Origin of the sequence: Acidovorax sp. CF316 (assembly GCF_000276605.1) — a bacterium.
Lineage (GTDB): Bacteria > Pseudomonadota > Gammaproteobacteria > Burkholderiales > Burkholderiaceae_C > Acidovorax.
In genome coordinates this window covers 1-15,907 of sequence record NZ_AKJX01000120.1, presented here as the reverse complement: position 1 = coordinate 15,907, position 15,907 = coordinate 1, and the positions used below count along the sequence as shown (strand labels likewise).

Sequence of the window (15,907 nt, the reverse complement as noted above, 5' to 3'; positions counted from 1 at the left end):
ATGCAGAAGATCGGCTCCTCACCATTGACCAGGAGCATCCATGCAGACCCCTTCTTCCCACGTTTCCGCTGTCCAATCCATTGCGCCTTCCACCTTGGCAACGGTACAGACCTGGCGCCAGATGGCCCGCCAGCGGGATTTCAGCGCGGCTGCAGGCCTTCTGCATCCTGACGCCGTATTGCACTCGCCCCTCAGCCACGAGGGCCTGGAGGGCGGCGCGCAGGTGGCGGGTATCCTGTGCATGGCCATCGGCCTTTACAGCGCGTTCAGCTTCGGAGAGCCGCTGTGGCGCGATGGCGGCCTCCAGGTGGCGTTGCCTTTTGAAGGGCAGATGGGACCCCACACGGCACGCGGGGTGGATCTGCTGACGCTCGATGCCGACGGCCGTGTGACTGCCATCGAGGTGTTCATGCGTCCCCTGGCCGTGGTCAGCTATCTGGCGCATCAGGTGGCTGCATTGCAGCCCGCCTGAACTGCTGGCGCCCAGGGGCTGACGACGGCGAGGGCGCCAGTCAGCTTCCAGCAAGCCCGTCATGAATAATTATGAATTCAGAAATGCACCCCGGCCGAGGAGTGCACACGAGATGCTGGAGACACACCATGACGCGCTACGCAGATTTCTACCGCCATTCCATCGAGCAGCCTGATGCCTTCTGGGCCGGGCAGGCGAAACTCATCGACTGGCAGACGCCCCCGCAGCAGATCTGCGACTACAGCAACCCGCCGTTTGCGCGCTGGTATGTGGGCGGCACCACCAATCTGTGCCACAACGCGGTGGACCGGCACCTGGCCGAGCGCGCCGATCAGCCCGCGCTGGTGGCCATTTCCACCGAGACCGACAGCGAGCGCAGCTACAGCTTTGCCGAGCTGCATGCCGAGGTGCAGCGCATGGCCGCCGTGCTGCTCTCCCTGGGGGTGAAGAAGGGCGACCGCGTGCTGATCTACATGCCGATGGTGGCAGAGGCGGCGTTTGCCATGCTGGCCTGCGCACGCATCGGTGCGCTGCACTCGGTGGTGTTCGGCGGTTTTGCCTCGGGCTCGCTGGCCTCGCGCATCGAGGACGCCGAGCCCGTGGCCGTGGTCAGCGCCGACGCCGGTTCGCGCGGTGGCAAGGTCGTGCCCTACAAGCCGCTTCTCGACGAGGCCATCGTCCAGTCGCGCCACAAGCCAGCAGCCGTGCTCATGGTCAACCGGGGCCTGGCGCCCATGCAGCTGCACCCGGGCCGTGACCACGATTGGGCGGCCCTGCGCGCGCAGCACCTCGCTGCCGTGGTGCCCTGCGAATGGGTGGAGTCCACCCACCCGAGCTACACCCTGTACACCAGCGGCACCACCGGCAAGCCCAAAGGCGTGCAGCGCGACACGGGTGGCTATGCGGTGGCGCTGGCGGCCAGCATGCAGCACATCTTCGACGCGAAGCCCGGTGACACCTACTTTGCCACCAGCGATATCGGCTGGGTGGTGGGGCACAGCTACATCGTCTATGGCCCGCTGATCGCGGGCATGACGACCATCATGTACGAAGGCCTGCCGATCCGGCCCGATGCCGGCGTGTGGTGGAGCATCGTCGAGAAGTACCAGGTCACGCACATGTTCTCGGCGCCCACGGCCGTGCGCGTGCTCAAGAAGCAGGACGCGAGCTGGTTGCGCAAGTACGACGTGTCGAGCCTCAAGGCCCTTTGGCTGGCCGGCGAGCCGCTGGACGAGCCCACTGCGCAATGGATCAGCGATGCGCTGCAGGTGCCCATCATCGACAACTACTGGCAGACCGAGACCGGCTGGCCCATCCTCACGCTGGCCAATGGCATCGAGCCGCAGACCACACGCTTCGGCAGCCCGGGCAAGGCCATGTACGGCTATGCCGTGAAGCTGATCGACGAATCGACCGGCGAAGAGCTGACCGGTGCCCACCAGAAGGGCGTGGTCGCCATCGAGGGGCCGCTGCCGCCCGGCTGCATGCAGACCGTGTGGCGCGACGACGAACGCTTCGTCAACACCTACTGGAAGAGCATCCCCGGCAAGCTGATCTACAGCACCTTCGACTGGGGCATCCGCGATGCCGATGGCTACCACTTCATCCTGGGCCGCACCGACGACGTGATCAACGTGGCAGGCCACCGCCTGGGCACGCGCGAGATCGAGGAGAGCATTGCCTCGCACCCGAATATCGCCGAAGTGGCGGTGGTGGGCGTGGCCGATGCGCTCAAGGGCCAGGTGGCCATGGCCTTCGCGGTGGCGCGCGACGCCAGCGGGCTCGACGACCCGGCTGCGCGCCTGAAGCTCGAGGGCGAGGTCATGCAGCGCGTGGACCAGCAGCTCGGCGCCGTGGCCCGGCCGTCGCGCGTGCACTTCGTCACCGTGCTGCCCAAGACGCGCAGCGGCAAGCTGCTGCGCCGCGCCCTGCAGGCCGTGGCCGAGCGCCGCGACCCGGGTGATCTGACGACCATGGAAGACCCGGCCGCGCTGCAGCAGGTGCGGGAGTTGGTGGGGTAGCGTTCAGAGCCGGTGGACCTTGCCACCGGCAGCGCGCACGCTGGCCTCGATCAGGTGCTGCATCTCGGGCGGCAGGTCGGCCACGGGCAGGGTGCTGAACTGGGCGGGCGAGAACAGCAGCAGCCAGACGCGCTCGAATTGCCAGACCTGCTTCACACTGCTCCAGGGCAGGGTGGCCAGGCCCGCTGGCGAGGCGAGCGTGAAGCTGTCCTGGTCTGCCCGCAGCGTGGCCTGGGGCGTGTTGCCCATGTCGCGCAGCTTGCCCATGGCATTGCGGTGGTGCACGGCATAGACGCTGGCGCACACCAGCAGGCTGATGGCCACGGCCGCGCCGGTGACGCCGATCTGCCAGGACCGGTCGCCACGCGCCAGCAGCACCCCGAACCAGATGGCCAGCGCCGCGCTGACCAGCAGTGTGCGCCGGCCCGTCGAGCGGCGCCAGAAGCAAAACACGGCATGGCGGACCAGGTCGGGGTGGTAGTGCAGGGTGGTTTCCAGGGGCATGGCGCTCAAGGCATGGAAGAACAAAGGGCCGCAGTGTGCCACCGATGGCCTGGCTGCCTGGGGCGTTGCGCGGCGCCGTGCAGCGTGCGGTGGCGACAGCTCAGTGCGGCCGCTGGCGCTGCCAACCCGGGGGCGCCTGCCACTGGCCGGCCCATTCCACGAACGCCTCCAGCGCCATGGGCCGGGCGATGCAATAGCCCTGGGCCTGGGCGCAGCCCAGTTGCTGCAGCATCTGGCCTTGCTCGATGGTTTCCACCCCCTCGGCGATCACACGGTAGCCGAAGGAGCGGGCCAGGCCGATCACGCCCTGCACGATGGCCAGGTCGCCGGGGTCGCCCATCATGCCGTGCACGAAGCTCTGGTCGATCTTGAGCGTGTCCATGGGCAGGCGGCGCAGGTAGGTCAGCGATGAATAGCCGGTGCCGAAGTCGTCCAGCGCAACGCTCACGCCCAGTTCGCGCAGGCGCGTCAGCGTGGCGGCCACGGCGCTGATGTCGTAGAGCGCGGCGCTCTCGGTGATCTCGATCTCGACCTGGCGCGCATCGATGTCGGGGCGCCCGGCCAGCATCTGGGCCATCCAGTCGGCAAAGCCGGGGTGCTGAAGGTGCAGGGCCGAGATGTTGATGCTCAGCGGCAGGACCAGGCCCTGGCCGTTCAGACGGCGGAGAAGGTCCAGGGCCGCGCCGACCACCCATTGGCCGAAACCTATCTCGAGCTCGGTGCCCTCCAGCAGCGGCAGGAAGGCCCCGGGCGGCAGCAGGCCGCGCTCGGGGTGCTGCCAGCGGGCCAGGACTTCGGCGCCCACCACGGCGCCGCTGCGCATGTCCACCTTGGGCTGCAGGTGCAGGATGAACTGAGCGCCGGCGATGGCCTCCTGCAGGTGCTTGCCCTGTTCGCGCTGCGCCACCAGGGCCCGCTCCTGCGCGGCATCGAACTGGTGGAAGCGGTTGCGCCCGGCCTGCTTGGCGGCGTACATGGCCTGGTCGGCATGGCGCAGCAGGGTGTCGGCATCGGCCTCGTCCAGCGGGAACACGGTGTAGCCGATGCTGGCCGTGACGACCACGCGCTCGGTGTCCAGCGCGTAGGGGGCGGAGATGTTCTCCATCACCCGGGAGAGCATGCGTTCGCATTCGGCGGTGTCGGCCAGATCGGGCAGCAGCATCACGAACTCGTCCCCCCCTAGGCGGGCCACGCTGTCGCCGGGACGCAGGGCGCGCGAGAGCCGGCCTGCCACCATCACCAGCAGGCGGTCGCCCGCGCCATGGCCCAGGCGGTCGTTCACGGGCTTGAAGCCGTCGAGGTCGAGGTAGCCCACACCGAGCTGGGTGCCGCGCTCGCGCGCCTGGTCCAGGCACTCCTGCAGCCTGCGTGCCAGCAGCACGCGGTTGGGCAGGCCGGTGAGGGCATCGAAGTGCGCCAGCTTCTGCAGCAGCACCTCCTGCTCGCGCTGGGGCGTCACATCGAGCGCCACGCCCAGCATGCGCAGGGGCTCGCCGCCCGCGCCGAAGCTCACGATCTTGCCCAGGTTGCGCACCCAGCGCGTGCCTTCGTGGGGGGCGGGCACCTTCCAGGTGGCGTCGAACGGCGTGGCGGGCCGTGCCGCGTGGCGCGCCACTTCGGCCGTGATGCGGTCGATGTCGTCCGCCGCCACTGCGCTGGTCCAGCGCACCGAGGTCTGGGCGATGGGCCCTGGCGTGCGGCCCTGCATGGAGGCCCAGCGGCTGTCGCCGGTGATGGTGCCGTGCTCCATGTCCCAGTCCCACAGGCCCAGGGAAGCGGCAGAGATGGTCAGCGACAGCAGTTCCTCGCGCTCGCGCACCTGCTCTTCCTGGCGCTTGCGGTCGGTGATGTCGTGCACCGAGAACAGCCAGCAGGGCTCGCCGTCGAAATCGATGGCGCGCATGGACTGCAGCACCGTCAGCCGGGTGCCGGGGCGGCCGTTGAGCGTCACCTCGTGGCTGGCCTGCGGGTCGGTCCGTTCAAAAGCCTGTATCAGCCGCTGGCGCTCCTCCTGGGTGAAGATGCCCAGTTGCACCGCCGTGCGGCCCACGGCCTCGGCGCGCGGTATGCCCAGCAAGGTTTCCCAGGCCGGGTTCACGTCCAGGTACTGCCCGTCGCTGCGGCGCGACAGGCCCATGGGAAACGGCATGAGCTGGAAGATGCGCGAAAAGCGCTCTTCGGACTGGCGCAGGCGCTCGGTGGCCCGCTTGGCCTCGTCGATGTCCTGCATGACCCCGCGCACGCGCGTCACGCGGCCATTCTCGATGACGGGCTCGCCCCGGGCGCGCACCCACAGCAGGTGCCCATCGGCGTGGACCACCTCCAGCTCCAGGCTCCACTCGGCGCGATCAAGGATGCTGGCGCGAAAGTGGTTGCGCAGCGTCTCGCGGTAGGCGGGCGCCACCATGCGGTCGATGTAGTCGGTGGGCAGGGGCGAGCCGGGCGGCATGCCGTGGATGTCAAAGCACACGTCCGACCAGTAGACCAGGCCCTTGCCGCGCACGTCCTCCCAGGCGCCCAGGCGCGCCAGCCGGCCAGCCTGCTGCAGCAGGCTGTTGAGGGCGCGCAGTTCGTCGCTGGTGCGTTGGGCTTCGGTCATGTCGTGGAAAACGAAGACGAAACAGTTTTCACCATCCACAAGCACGGAGCGTGCCGACATCAGCCCCGGGATGCGCACGCCGCGCCGCTGCGCCACCAGGGGCAGGCGGTCCACCTTGCCGTGGCGCTGGTAGGTGTCCAGCAGGCGCTGGCGCTCCTCGTCGCTGGCCCAGATCCTGAGGTCGGTCGAGGTACGGCCCGCCACCTGGTCATGTGCCAGGCCGAACATCTCGCAGAAAGCCGGGTTCACGTCGACGTAGCGGCCGTCCGAGATACGGCTGATGCCCGCCGGATCGGGCAGCGTCTGGTAGAACGAGGTGTACTTGGCCTCGGAGTCGCGCAGCGCCTGCTGGGCCTCGCGGTGGGCGGAGATGTCCACGTCCATGCCGATCAGGCGCAGCGGCTTGCCGCTGGCATCGCGCAAGGACACCATGCCGCGCGACATGAGCCAGCGCCAGCGCCCGGTGGTATCGAGCACGCGGAACTCGGCCTCGTAGGTGTCTTCGAGCCCATCCATGGCGCGGGCGAGCCTGGCGGCATTGCGGTCCCGGTCGACGGGGTGGCGCAGGTCGTACCAGCGCTGCCACAGGCCAGGGGCCTTGAGCGCGTCGTCGCCCAGGCCGAACTGCGCATAGAACCCGCCTTCACAGCGGAACTGGCGCGTGTCCACGTCCCATTCCCAGCGCCCGCCGTTCAGGGAGTCCAGCGCCATGCGCAGCTGTTGCTCACGCTGGCCCAGTGCCCGGTGGGCCGACTCCATCGCGTCCATCGACTGGGCCTTGCTGATCAGCAGCAGGCGGCAGCCCCCCAGTACCAGGATGCCGGTTCCATGCTGCCAGGGAAGGTTTTCCCACCAGCTCACCAGATCCGGGCTCTCTGCCTGGGCACTGACTGCGGTGAGAACCAGGCCGCTCACCACCGGCAGACTCAGCGCCAGGCCCAGCATCTCCGGCCAGCTGCGCTTGTGCCGGTGGAGTGCCACCTGCCGCCACAGCGCCCCGCAGGCCCAGGCGCCCGCCAGGACCAGCGCCCCGGCGAGTGAGGGCGAGCCCTGGATCCAGGTGGCGGCGAGAAAGGCCAGGCCGGCGCAGAGGGCGGTGGCGCGTACGCCGAAGCACATGGCCACGAAGGCGGTGGCCGTGGGGTAGGCCACCAGGGCGGTGCCGCTGGCCTGGAAGTTGAGCACGGCCAGCATGGCTGCCGACACCAGGCCCCCCGCCAGGCCGGCCAGCCACTCGGTGCGCCGTGAAGGAGCCAGCACCTCCCGGGGTGGCAACAGCGCCAGGCCCAGGACGGTCAGCAGCAACAGCAGGCTGCCTGCCAGCAAGGTGTTATGCGCCATGGTGCCCGCGACCGGCCCCCTGTGCGTGCAAATCCTGGGCTGCGCATGCAGCGCGTGGCCAGACCGGCGCTGTAACGCTTGTAAGCAGATGAAAAACCGACGCAAGGCCCATGCGCAGAGTTTAGGGCCGATCCATGGGCTCCCGTGCCGGGGTGCGGGTCCTGACAAGCCCGATTGACAACAGGGGGCCCGTCGCGATGATGGACCCTTGGTGGCCGCGGGCCTGCCAGCCCCTCAGACCGCCAGCAGATCCAGGGTTCGGGGCCGTTCGCCCTCTATGGCCAGCAAGGCGCCCTTGCGGTCCAGGCCACCGGCATAGCCGGTCAGGCTGCCATCGGCACCCAGCACCCGGTGGCAGGGCACGACCACGCTGATCGGGTTGCGCCCCACGGCGGCCCCCACGGCGCGCACCGCGCGCGGCCGGCCCAGCCCGCGGCTCAGGTCACCATAGGTGGCGGTGGCGCCGCAGCCGATGGCCAGCAGCTCGCGCCAGACTTCCTGCTGGAACGTGGTGCCGCCCGACAGGTCCAGCGGCAGGTCGAACGCGCGGCGCTCGCTGCGCAGGAACTGCTGCAACTGGCCCGCGGCCTCCTGCATCAGGGAATGGTCGGCCACCTCGGGCCAGGCGCCGGGGCCATCGAGCAGGGGCGTGGGCTGGTGCCGCTGGCCGTCGAACCACAGGCCGACCAGGCCTTGGGGCGATGCCGCCAGGCGCACGGCGCCGAGCGGGGAGGTGGCGCGCGATTGCACCGTGGCGGGATGGAATTGCATGGAAGGGGTGCTCTCTCTCTATATAAATAGGCAGGGGGCCGCCGCCGTGTCAGGCACTGGGGGCACTGGGGGCCCGGGCCGCCGCCCCGGGCAAGGGCAGTTCGGCCCAGGCCCGCAGCACGGCATAGCTGCGCCACGGGCGCCAGGCGGCCGAGGCCTCGGTGGCGGCGCGGGCCGGGTTCTTCTGGCCCTGCACGCCCAGGGCCTTGTGCAACGCCACGTCGCCCGCCGGGAAGGCGTCGGGCCAGCGCAGCACGCGCATGGCGATGTACTGGGCCGTCCAGTCGCCGATGCCGGGCAGGGCGCACAGGGCGGCTGTGGTGCCGGCCACGTCGGCACCCGCATGCAGCGGCAGGGCGCCGCTGTCCACCGCCTGCGCCAGTGCCACGATGGCCGCCTGGCGCTGGCGCACGATGCCCATCTGGCCCAGCACCTCGCCTTCGGCACGCGCCAGCACCGAGGGTGGCGGGAACAGCCGGGTGAGCTCGGGCCACGGTGTTTCGATGGGCTCGCCCAGGCGTTCCACCAGGCGCTGGCCCAGGGTGCGGGCCGCGGCCACCGTGATCTGCTGGCCCAGCACGGCGCGCACGGCCAGCTCGAAGCCATCGAAGGCACCGGGGACGCGCAGGCCGTCGCCCTCGGGAAAGCGCGCATGCAGCACGGCATTGATGGCGCCGGGGTCGGCGTCCAGGTCCAGCATGGCGCGCACCCGGGCAATCACCACCGGCAGCACCGGGTACAGGCTGTCGCTGGTCTGCAGCAGCACCTGGTGCCGGGCGGTGTCGAACCGGGCACTGAGCCAGCCCGTGACCTCGGCGCCCCCGGTCAAGGCCGGGGACAGGCGCACCGTGCGCCGCAGGGCAGGGGCGCCGTCGCCCGTCTGTTGCACCCATTCCACCCCGAGAAACCGGCGTCGCTCGAAGAAGGCGAGCAGCGCCGCCACGTCGAGTGGCGGCCGGTAGGCCAGGCGCAGCGTGCCCGTGCTGGTGGCGCTGTGGGCGCTGCCGTTCTTGCGCAACTGGCCCGGTTGGAGCCCGTAGTGTTCTGCAAACGCCGCATTGAAGCGGCGCACGCTGCCAAAGCCGCTGGACAGGGCCACCTGGGTGATGGGCAGGGGCGTGTCGGTCAGCAGCTGCTTGGCCGTGAGCAGGCGCCGCGTCTGCAGGTACTGAAGCGGCGATACGCCCAGGGCCGCCTCGAAGATGCGGCGCAGGTGCCGGTCGCTCACGCCCAGGCGCTCGGCCAGCCGGGCGACGGTCGCCCCCTGGCTGTCCCGGGCCCAGCCTTCGGGGGCATCGAGCAGGCGCACGGCCTGCTGCACCAGGATGCCCGAGGCGTCCTGCACCGACCAGGCCAGGGATTGGGGGGCCAGCTCGGGCCGGCAGCGCAGGCAGGGGCGAAATCCCGCGCTCTCGGCCTGGGCCGCCATGGCGAAGAATCGGCAGTTCTCGCGCCGCGGTGTGCGCACTGAGCAGACCGGGCGGCAGTAGATGCCGGTGGAGGTCACTCCCGTGAAGAAACGGCCGTCGAAGCGGGCATCGCGGGCTTGCAGGGCCAGGTAACGGCCCTCGTCATCCGCCACCGGGCCGGTGGCGGTGCAAGGCTGGCCAGTAGAGAGCAGGGGGGGGGACATGGGGGGAATGATAGGCCGCGCCTACATCCGGTCTGGCCGTTTTCGGACATGTGCCTCGGGCAATCTGTATACGATGCTTCGCTGGAGCTGCAGGGGGCGCCCCCTACAATCCAGCGCACTGTTCCAACGCTCACCGCAAAGGCCCCCACGTGCAACCCACGCCCGCCATTTTCAAAGCCTATGACATCCGCGGCATCGTGCCGACCACCCTGAACGAAGAAGTCGCCCTGGGCCTGGGCCGTGCCTTCGGCACAGCCGCCCGCGCCGAAGGCCAGACCACCGTGGCCGTGGGCCGCGATGGCCGCCTCTCCGGCCCGGCCATGTCGGCCGCGCTGATCCAGGGGCTGGTGGAGGCAGGCATGGAAGTGATCGACGTGGGCATGGTCACCACGCCGCTGCTGTACTTCGCGGCCAGCACGCTGTGCCAAAGCGGCATCCAGGTCACCGGCAGCCACAACCCGCGCGACTACAACGGCTTCAAGATGGTGCTGGCTGGCCGCGCCATCTACGGTGAAGAAATCCAGTCCCTGCGCCACACCATGGAGCAGGAGAACTGGCAGCTTTCGGCCGGCGGCAGCGTGCGCCATGTGGACGTGCTGCCCGCCTACCGCGAGCGCATCACCGGCGACGTGAAGCTTGCCCGCCCGCTGAAGATCGTCGTCGACTGCGGCAACGGCATTGCCGGTGCCACGGCCCCGGACATCTTCCGTGCCCTGGGCTGCGAGGTGATCGAGCTGTTTTCCGAGGTGGACGGCAACTTCCCCAACCACCACCCCGACCCGAGCAAGCCCGAGAACCTGCGCGACCTGATCGCCGCGCTGCAGGGCAGCGACGCCGAACTGGGCCTGGCCTTCGATGGCGACGGCGACCGCCTGGGCATCGTCACGCGCGATGGCACCAACATCTTCCCCGACCGGCAGATGATGCTGTTCGCCCAGGACGTGCTCACGCGCGTGCCCGGCGGCAACATCCTCTTCGACGTCAAGTGCACCCAGCGCCTGGCGCCAGCCATTGCCGCCGCGGGTGGCGTGCCGGTGATGTTCAAGACCGGGCACTCGCTGATCAAGGCGCGCATGAAGGAGCTCGACTCGCCCCTGGGCGGCGAGATGAGCGGCCACATCTTCTTCAAGGAGCGCTGGTACGGTTTCGACGACGGCACCTACGCCGGCTGCCGCCTGCTCGAGATCCTGAGCCGCCATGCGGACCCGAGCGCCGTGCTCAATGCACTGCCCACGAGTTTCTCGACGCCCGAACTCAACGTCTCGTGCTCCGAGGGCGAGCCGCACCGCCTCACGGCCGAGCTGCAGGCCCTCGCGGCCGGCAGCTTCAGCGCGCCTGCCCAGGTGAACACCATCGACGGGCTGCGCGTGGACTGGCCGGACGGCTTTGGCCTGATCCGCGCGAGCAACACCACGCCGGTGCTGGTGCTGCGCTTCGAGGGTCACACCGAGGAGGCCCTGGCGCGCATCGAGGCGGCCATGCTGGCGATGCTGCACAAGGTCAAGCCCGACGCCCGACTGGGCGCCGCCGCCCACTGAGCCCAGGCCTGACTTCCATCTTTGCGAACGCATTCTCCTTGACTACCCCCTTGTCTCCCGTGCTGTGCATCGCCGCAGCGCAATCGATATCCGTGCCTGGCGATGTGCAGGCCAACGTGCAGTCGCACCTGTCCATGGTGCTCGCAGCCGCGCGCCATGGCGTGCAGCTGCTGGTGTTCCCCGAGCTGTCGCTCACCGGCTATGAACCCACGCTGGCCGCAGGCCTGGTACTCGGCGCCGACGATGCCGTGCTGGCGCCCCTGCGTGAGGCCGCTCGCAGCACCGGCATGGCGCTGGTGGTCGGGGTGCCCGTGGCCCCACTCGCGGCGGGCGACAAGCCGGCCATCGGTGCCTGGGTGTTCGGTGCCGATGGCGCAGCCGCCCTGTACCGCAAGCGCTACCTGCACCCTGGTGAAGAGCAGTTCGCCAGCGCCGGTGTTGAAGATGTCCACGTGCGCCTGCTGGCGGGCCAGCCCACGGCGCTGGCCGTGTGTGCCGACACCACGCATCCCGAGCATGCCCGGGCCGCCCTGGATGCGGGCGCCTTCCTGTATGCCTGCGGCTCGGTGATCTCCGAAGGCGGGTACGCCAAGGATTCGGTCCAGTTGAAGGGCTATGCCGCCGATCTGGGCATGTCCGTGTTGATGGCCAACCATGGCGCTCCCACGGGGGGCTACGCTTGCGCAGGCCGCAGCGCCTTCTGGGCGCCCGGCGGCGCACAGGTGGTGGCAGCGCCTGGCGTGGGTGCCTGCCTGGTCATTGCGTCCCGCGAGGACGGGGCATGGCAAGGCCGCGTGGTCGAGGCCCCCGCGCAATGAGGCGTACCGCATGACCACCGCGCGCGCCTTGTATTCCATGGTGACCTGGGCGGCCCAGCCGCTGCTGCGCCGCAAGCTGCGCCGCCGTGCCGCGGCCGAACCCGGTTATGCGGTGGCGGTGGGCGAGCGCTTTGGCCGCTACCCGCAGCCCATCGACAGCCTGGTGCTGCACAGCAGCACCGATCCGCTGGGCCAGTTCGTCTGGATCCACGCGGTCTCGCTCGGTGAAACGCGCGCCGCCTCCATCCTGCTGGCCGAATTGCGCGCGCAGCTGCCCGGCATGCGCCTGCTGCTCACGCATGGCACGGCCACCGGCCGGGCCGAGGGGGAGAAGCTGCTGCAGGCGGGCGATGTACAGGTCTGGCTGCCCTGGGACACGCAGGGTGCCGTGCTGCGCTTTCTGCGCCAGTTTCGCCCGGCCATCGGCATCCTGATGGAGACCGAGGTCTGGCCCAACCTGGTGGCCGCCTGCCGCAAGCGCGGCGTGCCATTGGTACTGGCCAATGCCCGGTTCAACGAGCACTCGCTGCGCAAGGCCCGGCGGGTGTCGCCGCTGGCGCGCCCGGCCTATGCGGCGCTGACCGCCGTGTATGCCCAGACCGAGGACGATGCCGAACGCCTGCACGCCATCGGCGCCCAGGTGCACGGGGTGTTCGGCAACCTCAAGTTCGACGTGGTGCCCGATGTGGCACAGCTGGAGCTGGGGCGTGCCTGGCGCGTGCAGGCCATGCGCCCCGTGGCCATGCTGGCCAGCAGCCGCGAAGGCGAAGAGGCGCTGTGGCTCGAGGCGATTCGCGCCTGGAGCACCTCGCGCGCGGATGCCGCGCAACCCGTGCAATGGCTGGTCGTGCCACGGCATCCGCAGCGCTTCGACGAGGTGCAGCAGCAGCTCCAGGCGGCCGGCCTCACGGTGTCGCGTCGCAGCACCTGGAGCCTGCTGCCCGAGCCGGCCGACGTGTGGCTGGGCGACTCGCTCGGCGAGATGGCCCTGTACTACGGCATGGCCGGCGTGGCGCTGCTGGGCGGCAGCTTCGCGCCGCTGGGGGGGCAGAACCTCATCGAGGCGGCTGCCTGCGGCTGCCCCGTGGTGCTGGGCCCGCACACCTTCAATTTTGCCGAGGCGGCCGAGCTCGCTTGTGCCGCTGGAGCGGCGCAGCGCGTGCCCGACCTCACCGCCGGCGTCGCGCAGGCGATGCAACTGGTGCGCGACCCCGCGCAGCAGGCGGCCGCCAGCGAGCGGGCGGCCCGCTTCGCACGCCAGCACCGGGGCGCAGCCCGGGCCACGGTGCGGGAGTTGCTGCAGCTGGTGCGCCGGCGCACGGTGGGGCGGCTCGAAGAAGACGCCGATGCCTGAGCCGCCGTCCATCCGCTCGGCGGTGGCGGCCATCGCCGGCCTGATGGGGGCAATTGGGCTACGAGGCCAGCGAGGCGCTGGTCGTCCGCAAGCTCGCGATCCTGGCCGCGCAAGCCGGCGACAACGTGCTGTTGGCCGAGGTCGATGGCCGTGTGGCCAGTGTCATCAGCCTGCATGTGCTTGAGCTTTTCCGTGCCGAAGGCCGGATCGGCCGCATCACCTCGCTGGTGGTCGATGCCGGGCAGCGGGGCCGCGGGGTCGGGGAGGCGCTGGTGGCCGCTGCCGACCGCTTCTTTACCGGGCAGGGCTGTGTGCGCGCCGAAGTGACCAGCGGCGACCACCGGCCTGCGGCCCATGCGTTCTATGCGGCCCAGGGCTACGCGCCCGATGAACGGCGTTTTCTCAAGCGCTACGTCGGCTTGAACGTCCAGCAATCTGGCTGACCCTGTGTTGTGCAAGGGCCCTGATCGTCTTACGTCCCCACCACGCCGCCATCGGCCTTGCGGATCACCACCGTGGCCGAGCGCGGGCGTCCGGCGGGGCGGTGCTCGGGCCAGTTGGAGAACTTGCGCGGCTCGGCGGGGTCGCTGCGCTCGCTCGGGCTTTCGCCGGGGTGCTGGATGTTGATGAACAGGGTCTTGCCATCGGGCGTCATGGTTGCACCGGTGATTTCGCAACCCGAAGGGCCGACCAGGAAGCGGCGGATCTCGCCCGTGCGCGGATCGGCCGCCAGCATGGCGTTGTTGCCCATGCGCGCCAGATCGCCCTTGCCCATGGCCGAGGTGGACATGTCGGTCTGCACCCAGAGCACGCCGCGGCCATCGACCCACAGGCCATCGGGGCAGGCGAGCATGTCGCCCTTGACACTGCCCTTGGCATCGGCACGCTCATTGGCCGGGTCGCCGGCCAGGATGAAGTGGTCCCACTGGAAGCGCGCGCCATCGAAATCCCCGGCTTCCTTCCAGCGGATGATGTTGCCCATGCTGTTGTTGGCACGCGGGTTGGCGGCATCCACGCCAGGCTGGCCGGTCGTGCCGCGGTTGCTGTTGTTGGTCAGCGTGCAGTAGATGGAGCCGTCCTTGCCGATGGCGATCCACTCGGGGCGGTCCATCTTGGTGGCGCCCAGCAGGTCGCTGGCCTGGCGCGTCTTGATCAGCACCTCACCGGCATCGGCAAAGCCGTTGGCGGCCGTCAGCGGGCCCTGGCCATGGCTGAGGGCCAGCCACTGGCCGCTGCCATCGGCATTGAACCTGGCGACGTACAGCGTGCCATGGTCGAGCAGCTCGGCGTTCTCGCGCGCGCCGCCCTTGCGGATCTTGTCACGGCTCACGAACTTGTAGATGTACTCGAAGCGCGAGTCTTCGCCCGAATAGACCACGGCGCGGCCGTCCTTGGTCACGGCCACCGTGGCGCCTTCGTGCGCGGCGCGGCCCAGGGCCGTGCGTTTGACGGGGGCGGAGCTGGCGTTGAACGGGTCGATCTCCACGATCCAGCCGAAGCGGTTGGGTTCGTTGGGGTTCTTGGTGGCGTCGAAACGTGCATCGTGTTCGGCCCAGCGGTAGCCAGCGGGCTCGCCCTTGCGCAGGCCCCAGCGGGTGTCGTGGGGGTTGGGGGCGTCGGGGCCCTTGAAGTAGTTGATGAAGTTCTCTTCGCAGGTCAGGTAGGTGCCCCAGGGCGTGATGCCGCTGGCGCAGTTGTTCATGGTGCCCAGCGGGCGCATGCCCTCGGGGTCGGCGGCCGTGCGCAGCATGGGGTGGCCGGCGGCCGGGCCGCCAAACGCCATGGGCGTGCGCGCCGTGATGCGGCGGGCCCAGGGCGAGGGGCGCACGATGTCCCACTGGCCATCGGCCTTCTGTTCCACCTCGATGACCGAGACGCCGTGCGCGGCCTGGGACTTGCGCACCTTCTCGGCGGTCCAGGTCTTCATGCCGTCGGCATGCAGCAGGCCGTCGTCGGTGTACTCGTGGTTCATCACCAGCAGACCCTGGCGGCTGCCCTCCTGCGCATAGAAGTGGATGCCGTCGTGGTGCATGCCGAGCTGCGCTTCCTGCTCGGCGGCGGTGTTGGAGCCGTCTTCCTTGAAGGCCGGGTTCTCGCCCGACAGGCCCACAGGGTCGCCCCAGGGCGCGATGACCTGGGCCACATAGCCCTCGGGCACGACGATGCGGTCGGCCGTGCCGATGGGCACGCTCTTGAAACCCAGCAGCGGGCCGCTGGGGATGCCGGTACCACTGGCGCAACCGGGCAGCGACACGGCAGCCAGCGGCGCCAGCAAGCCTCCGACGGCCGATGCCAAGCCGCCGCCGAGCAGGGTGCGGCGGCGCAGCGCCGACACCTCGTGGATGCTCGGGTTGGCCGAGCGGTTGCTGTCTTCCATCGAATCGAAGTCTTTTGCCATGGAGAGTCTCTCAGTGGGGTGGGGCGGGATTGCTTTTTGGGGAAGGAGAAATTCATGCGCGCCGGGCTTGCAGCGTGTGGCGGTAGATGGCCTGGCCTGAGGCATCCTTGAGCTGCACGGTGAGCGTCCGGCTCCGGCTGTCGACGTCGAGCTGGCCGAAGAACTGCAGGCCTGCCAGGGGCGACAGCGTCTGGCCGGGCGGCGCGCCTTTGCTGAAGACGACCTGCGGACCGAAGGTGTTGTCCATGGGCAGCGGTGCGGACGTGCCGGCGTGGATGGGGCCGGCGACGAACTCCCAGAACGGCTCGAAATCGCGGAACTGCGCGCGCGTCGGGTCGTAGTAGTGGGCGGCGGCGTAGTGCACGTCGGCCGCGGTGAAGACCACGTTGTGGATGCGCTCGCGCGCCAGCTGGCGCACCAGGCGGGCGACCTCCAGTTCGCGGCCCCGGGGCGGGCCA

12 protein-coding genes are annotated in these 15,907 nt (G+C 69.8%); 6 read left to right on the top strand and 6 right to left on the bottom strand.

Annotated elements, in window-relative coordinates; translation table 11 throughout:
- The first annotated feature begins 40 nt into the window (after positions 1 to 40).
- Together PMI14_RS14135 and PMI14_RS14130 are read left to right on the top strand one after the other, a co-directional pair.
- Positions 41 to 472: a nuclear transport factor 2 family protein gene (locus PMI14_RS14135; protein ID WP_007855429.1), complete on the top strand. Its 432-nt coding sequence runs from the start codon at positions 41 to 43 to the stop codon at positions 470 to 472.
- Positions 473 to 555: 83 nt separating this feature from the next.
- The gene (locus PMI14_RS14130; RefSeq protein WP_304412192.1) at positions 556 to 2,493 is read left to right on the top strand and encodes a propionate--CoA ligase; all 1,938 of its coding nucleotides are present in this window, start codon (positions 556 to 558) and stop codon (positions 2,491 to 2,493) included.
- A gap of 3 nt (positions 2,494 to 2,496) precedes the next feature.
- Here the strand turns inward: PMI14_RS14130 and PMI14_RS14125 are convergent, their stop codons facing one another.
- From PMI14_RS14125 to PMI14_RS14110, 4 genes are all read right to left on the bottom strand, one after another.
- A complete protein-coding gene (locus PMI14_RS14125; protein ID WP_007855427.1) occupies positions 2,497 to 2,997 on the bottom strand; it encodes a YcxB family protein in 501 nt (166 codons plus the stop codon).
- Positions 2,998 to 3,097: 100 nt separating this feature from the next.
- Entirely contained in the window at positions 3,098 to 6,937 is a 3,840-nt protein-coding gene (locus tag PMI14_RS14120) for an EAL domain-containing protein (protein ID WP_007855426.1), read from the bottom strand.
- A 234-nt stretch (positions 6,938 to 7,171) separates the two neighbouring features.
- Entirely contained in the window at positions 7,172 to 7,708 is a 537-nt protein-coding gene (locus PMI14_RS14115; RefSeq protein WP_007855425.1) for a methylated-DNA--[protein]-cysteine S-methyltransferase, read from the bottom strand.
- A gap of 49 nt (positions 7,709 to 7,757) precedes the next feature.
- Entirely contained in the window at positions 7,758 to 9,341 is a 1,584-nt protein-coding gene (locus tag PMI14_RS14110; RefSeq protein ID WP_007855423.1) for a DNA-3-methyladenine glycosylase 2 family protein, read from the bottom strand.
- A 149-nt stretch (positions 9,342 to 9,490) separates the two neighbouring features.
- Between PMI14_RS14110 and PMI14_RS14105 the strand changes: the two genes are divergently transcribed.
- The 4 genes from PMI14_RS14105 to PMI14_RS14090 are packed head-to-tail and all read left to right on the top strand — an operon-like array spanning position 9,491 to position 13,494.
- Complete coding sequence (locus PMI14_RS14105) at positions 9,491 to 10,879, top strand: phosphomannomutase/phosphoglucomutase (RefSeq protein ID WP_007855421.1); 1,389 nt, start codon at positions 9,491 to 9,493, stop codon at positions 10,877 to 10,879.
- Positions 10,880 to 10,917: 38 nt separating this feature from the next.
- The gene (locus tag PMI14_RS14100) at positions 10,918 to 11,697 is read left to right on the top strand and encodes a carbon-nitrogen hydrolase family protein (RefSeq protein ID WP_108016426.1); all 780 of its coding nucleotides are present in this window, start codon (positions 10,918 to 10,920) and stop codon (positions 11,695 to 11,697) included.
- A gap of 10 nt (positions 11,698 to 11,707) precedes the next feature.
- A complete protein-coding gene (locus PMI14_RS14095) occupies positions 11,708 to 13,051 on the top strand; it encodes a 3-deoxy-D-manno-octulosonic acid transferase (RefSeq protein ID WP_007855419.1) in 1,344 nt (447 codons plus the stop codon).
- 53 nt (positions 13,052 to 13,104) lie between these two features.
- Positions 13,105 to 13,494, top strand: coding sequence for a GNAT family N-acetyltransferase (locus tag PMI14_RS14090; RefSeq protein WP_007855418.1), 390 nt, complete (start codon positions 13,105 to 13,107; stop codon positions 13,492 to 13,494).
- Between the two features lie 29 nt (positions 13,495 to 13,523).
- On the opposite strand, the gene PMI14_RS14085 is transcribed toward PMI14_RS14090, so the two are convergent.
- Together PMI14_RS14085 and PMI14_RS14080 are read right to left on the bottom strand one after the other, a co-directional pair.
- Positions 13,524 to 15,449 (bottom strand): PhoX family phosphatase, encoded by a 1,926-nt coding sequence (locus tag PMI14_RS14085; RefSeq protein ID WP_007855417.1) that lies wholly within the window; start codon positions 15,447 to 15,449, stop codon positions 13,524 to 13,526.
- 52 nt (positions 15,450 to 15,501) lie between these two features.
- The coding region (locus PMI14_RS14080) for an alkaline phosphatase D family protein (RefSeq protein WP_007855416.1) at positions 15,502 to 15,907 on the bottom strand (406 nt) is incomplete at its 5' end.

Excerpts from the sequence above, each read along its gene's own strand:
- PMI14_RS14135 (WP_007855429.1), top strand. The coding sequence starts at position 41 with ATGCAGACCCCTTCTTCCCACGTTTCCGCTGTCCAATCCATTGCGCCT.
- PMI14_RS14130 (WP_304412192.1), top strand. The coding sequence starts at position 556 with ATGCACCCCGGCCGAGGAGTGCACACGAGATGCTGGAGACACACCATG.
- PMI14_RS14125 (WP_007855427.1), bottom strand. The coding sequence starts at position 2,997 with ATGCCCCTGGAAACCACCCTGCACTACCACCCCGACCTGGTCCGCCAT.
- PMI14_RS14120 (WP_007855426.1), bottom strand. The coding sequence starts at position 6,937 with ATGGCGCATAACACCTTGCTGGCAGGCAGCCTGCTGTTGCTGCTGACC.
- PMI14_RS14115 (WP_007855425.1), bottom strand. The coding sequence starts at position 7,708 with ATGCAATTCCATCCCGCCACGGTGCAATCGCGCGCCACCTCCCCGCTC.
- PMI14_RS14110 (WP_007855423.1), bottom strand. The coding sequence starts at position 9,341 with ATGTCCCCCCCCCTGCTCTCTACTGGCCAGCCTTGCACCGCCACCGGC.
- PMI14_RS14095 (WP_007855419.1), top strand. The coding sequence starts at position 11,708 with ATGACCACCGCGCGCGCCTTGTATTCCATGGTGACCTGGGCGGCCCAG.
- PMI14_RS14085 (WP_007855417.1), bottom strand. The coding sequence starts at position 15,449 with ATGGCAAAAGACTTCGATTCGATGGAAGACAGCAACCGCTCGGCCAAC.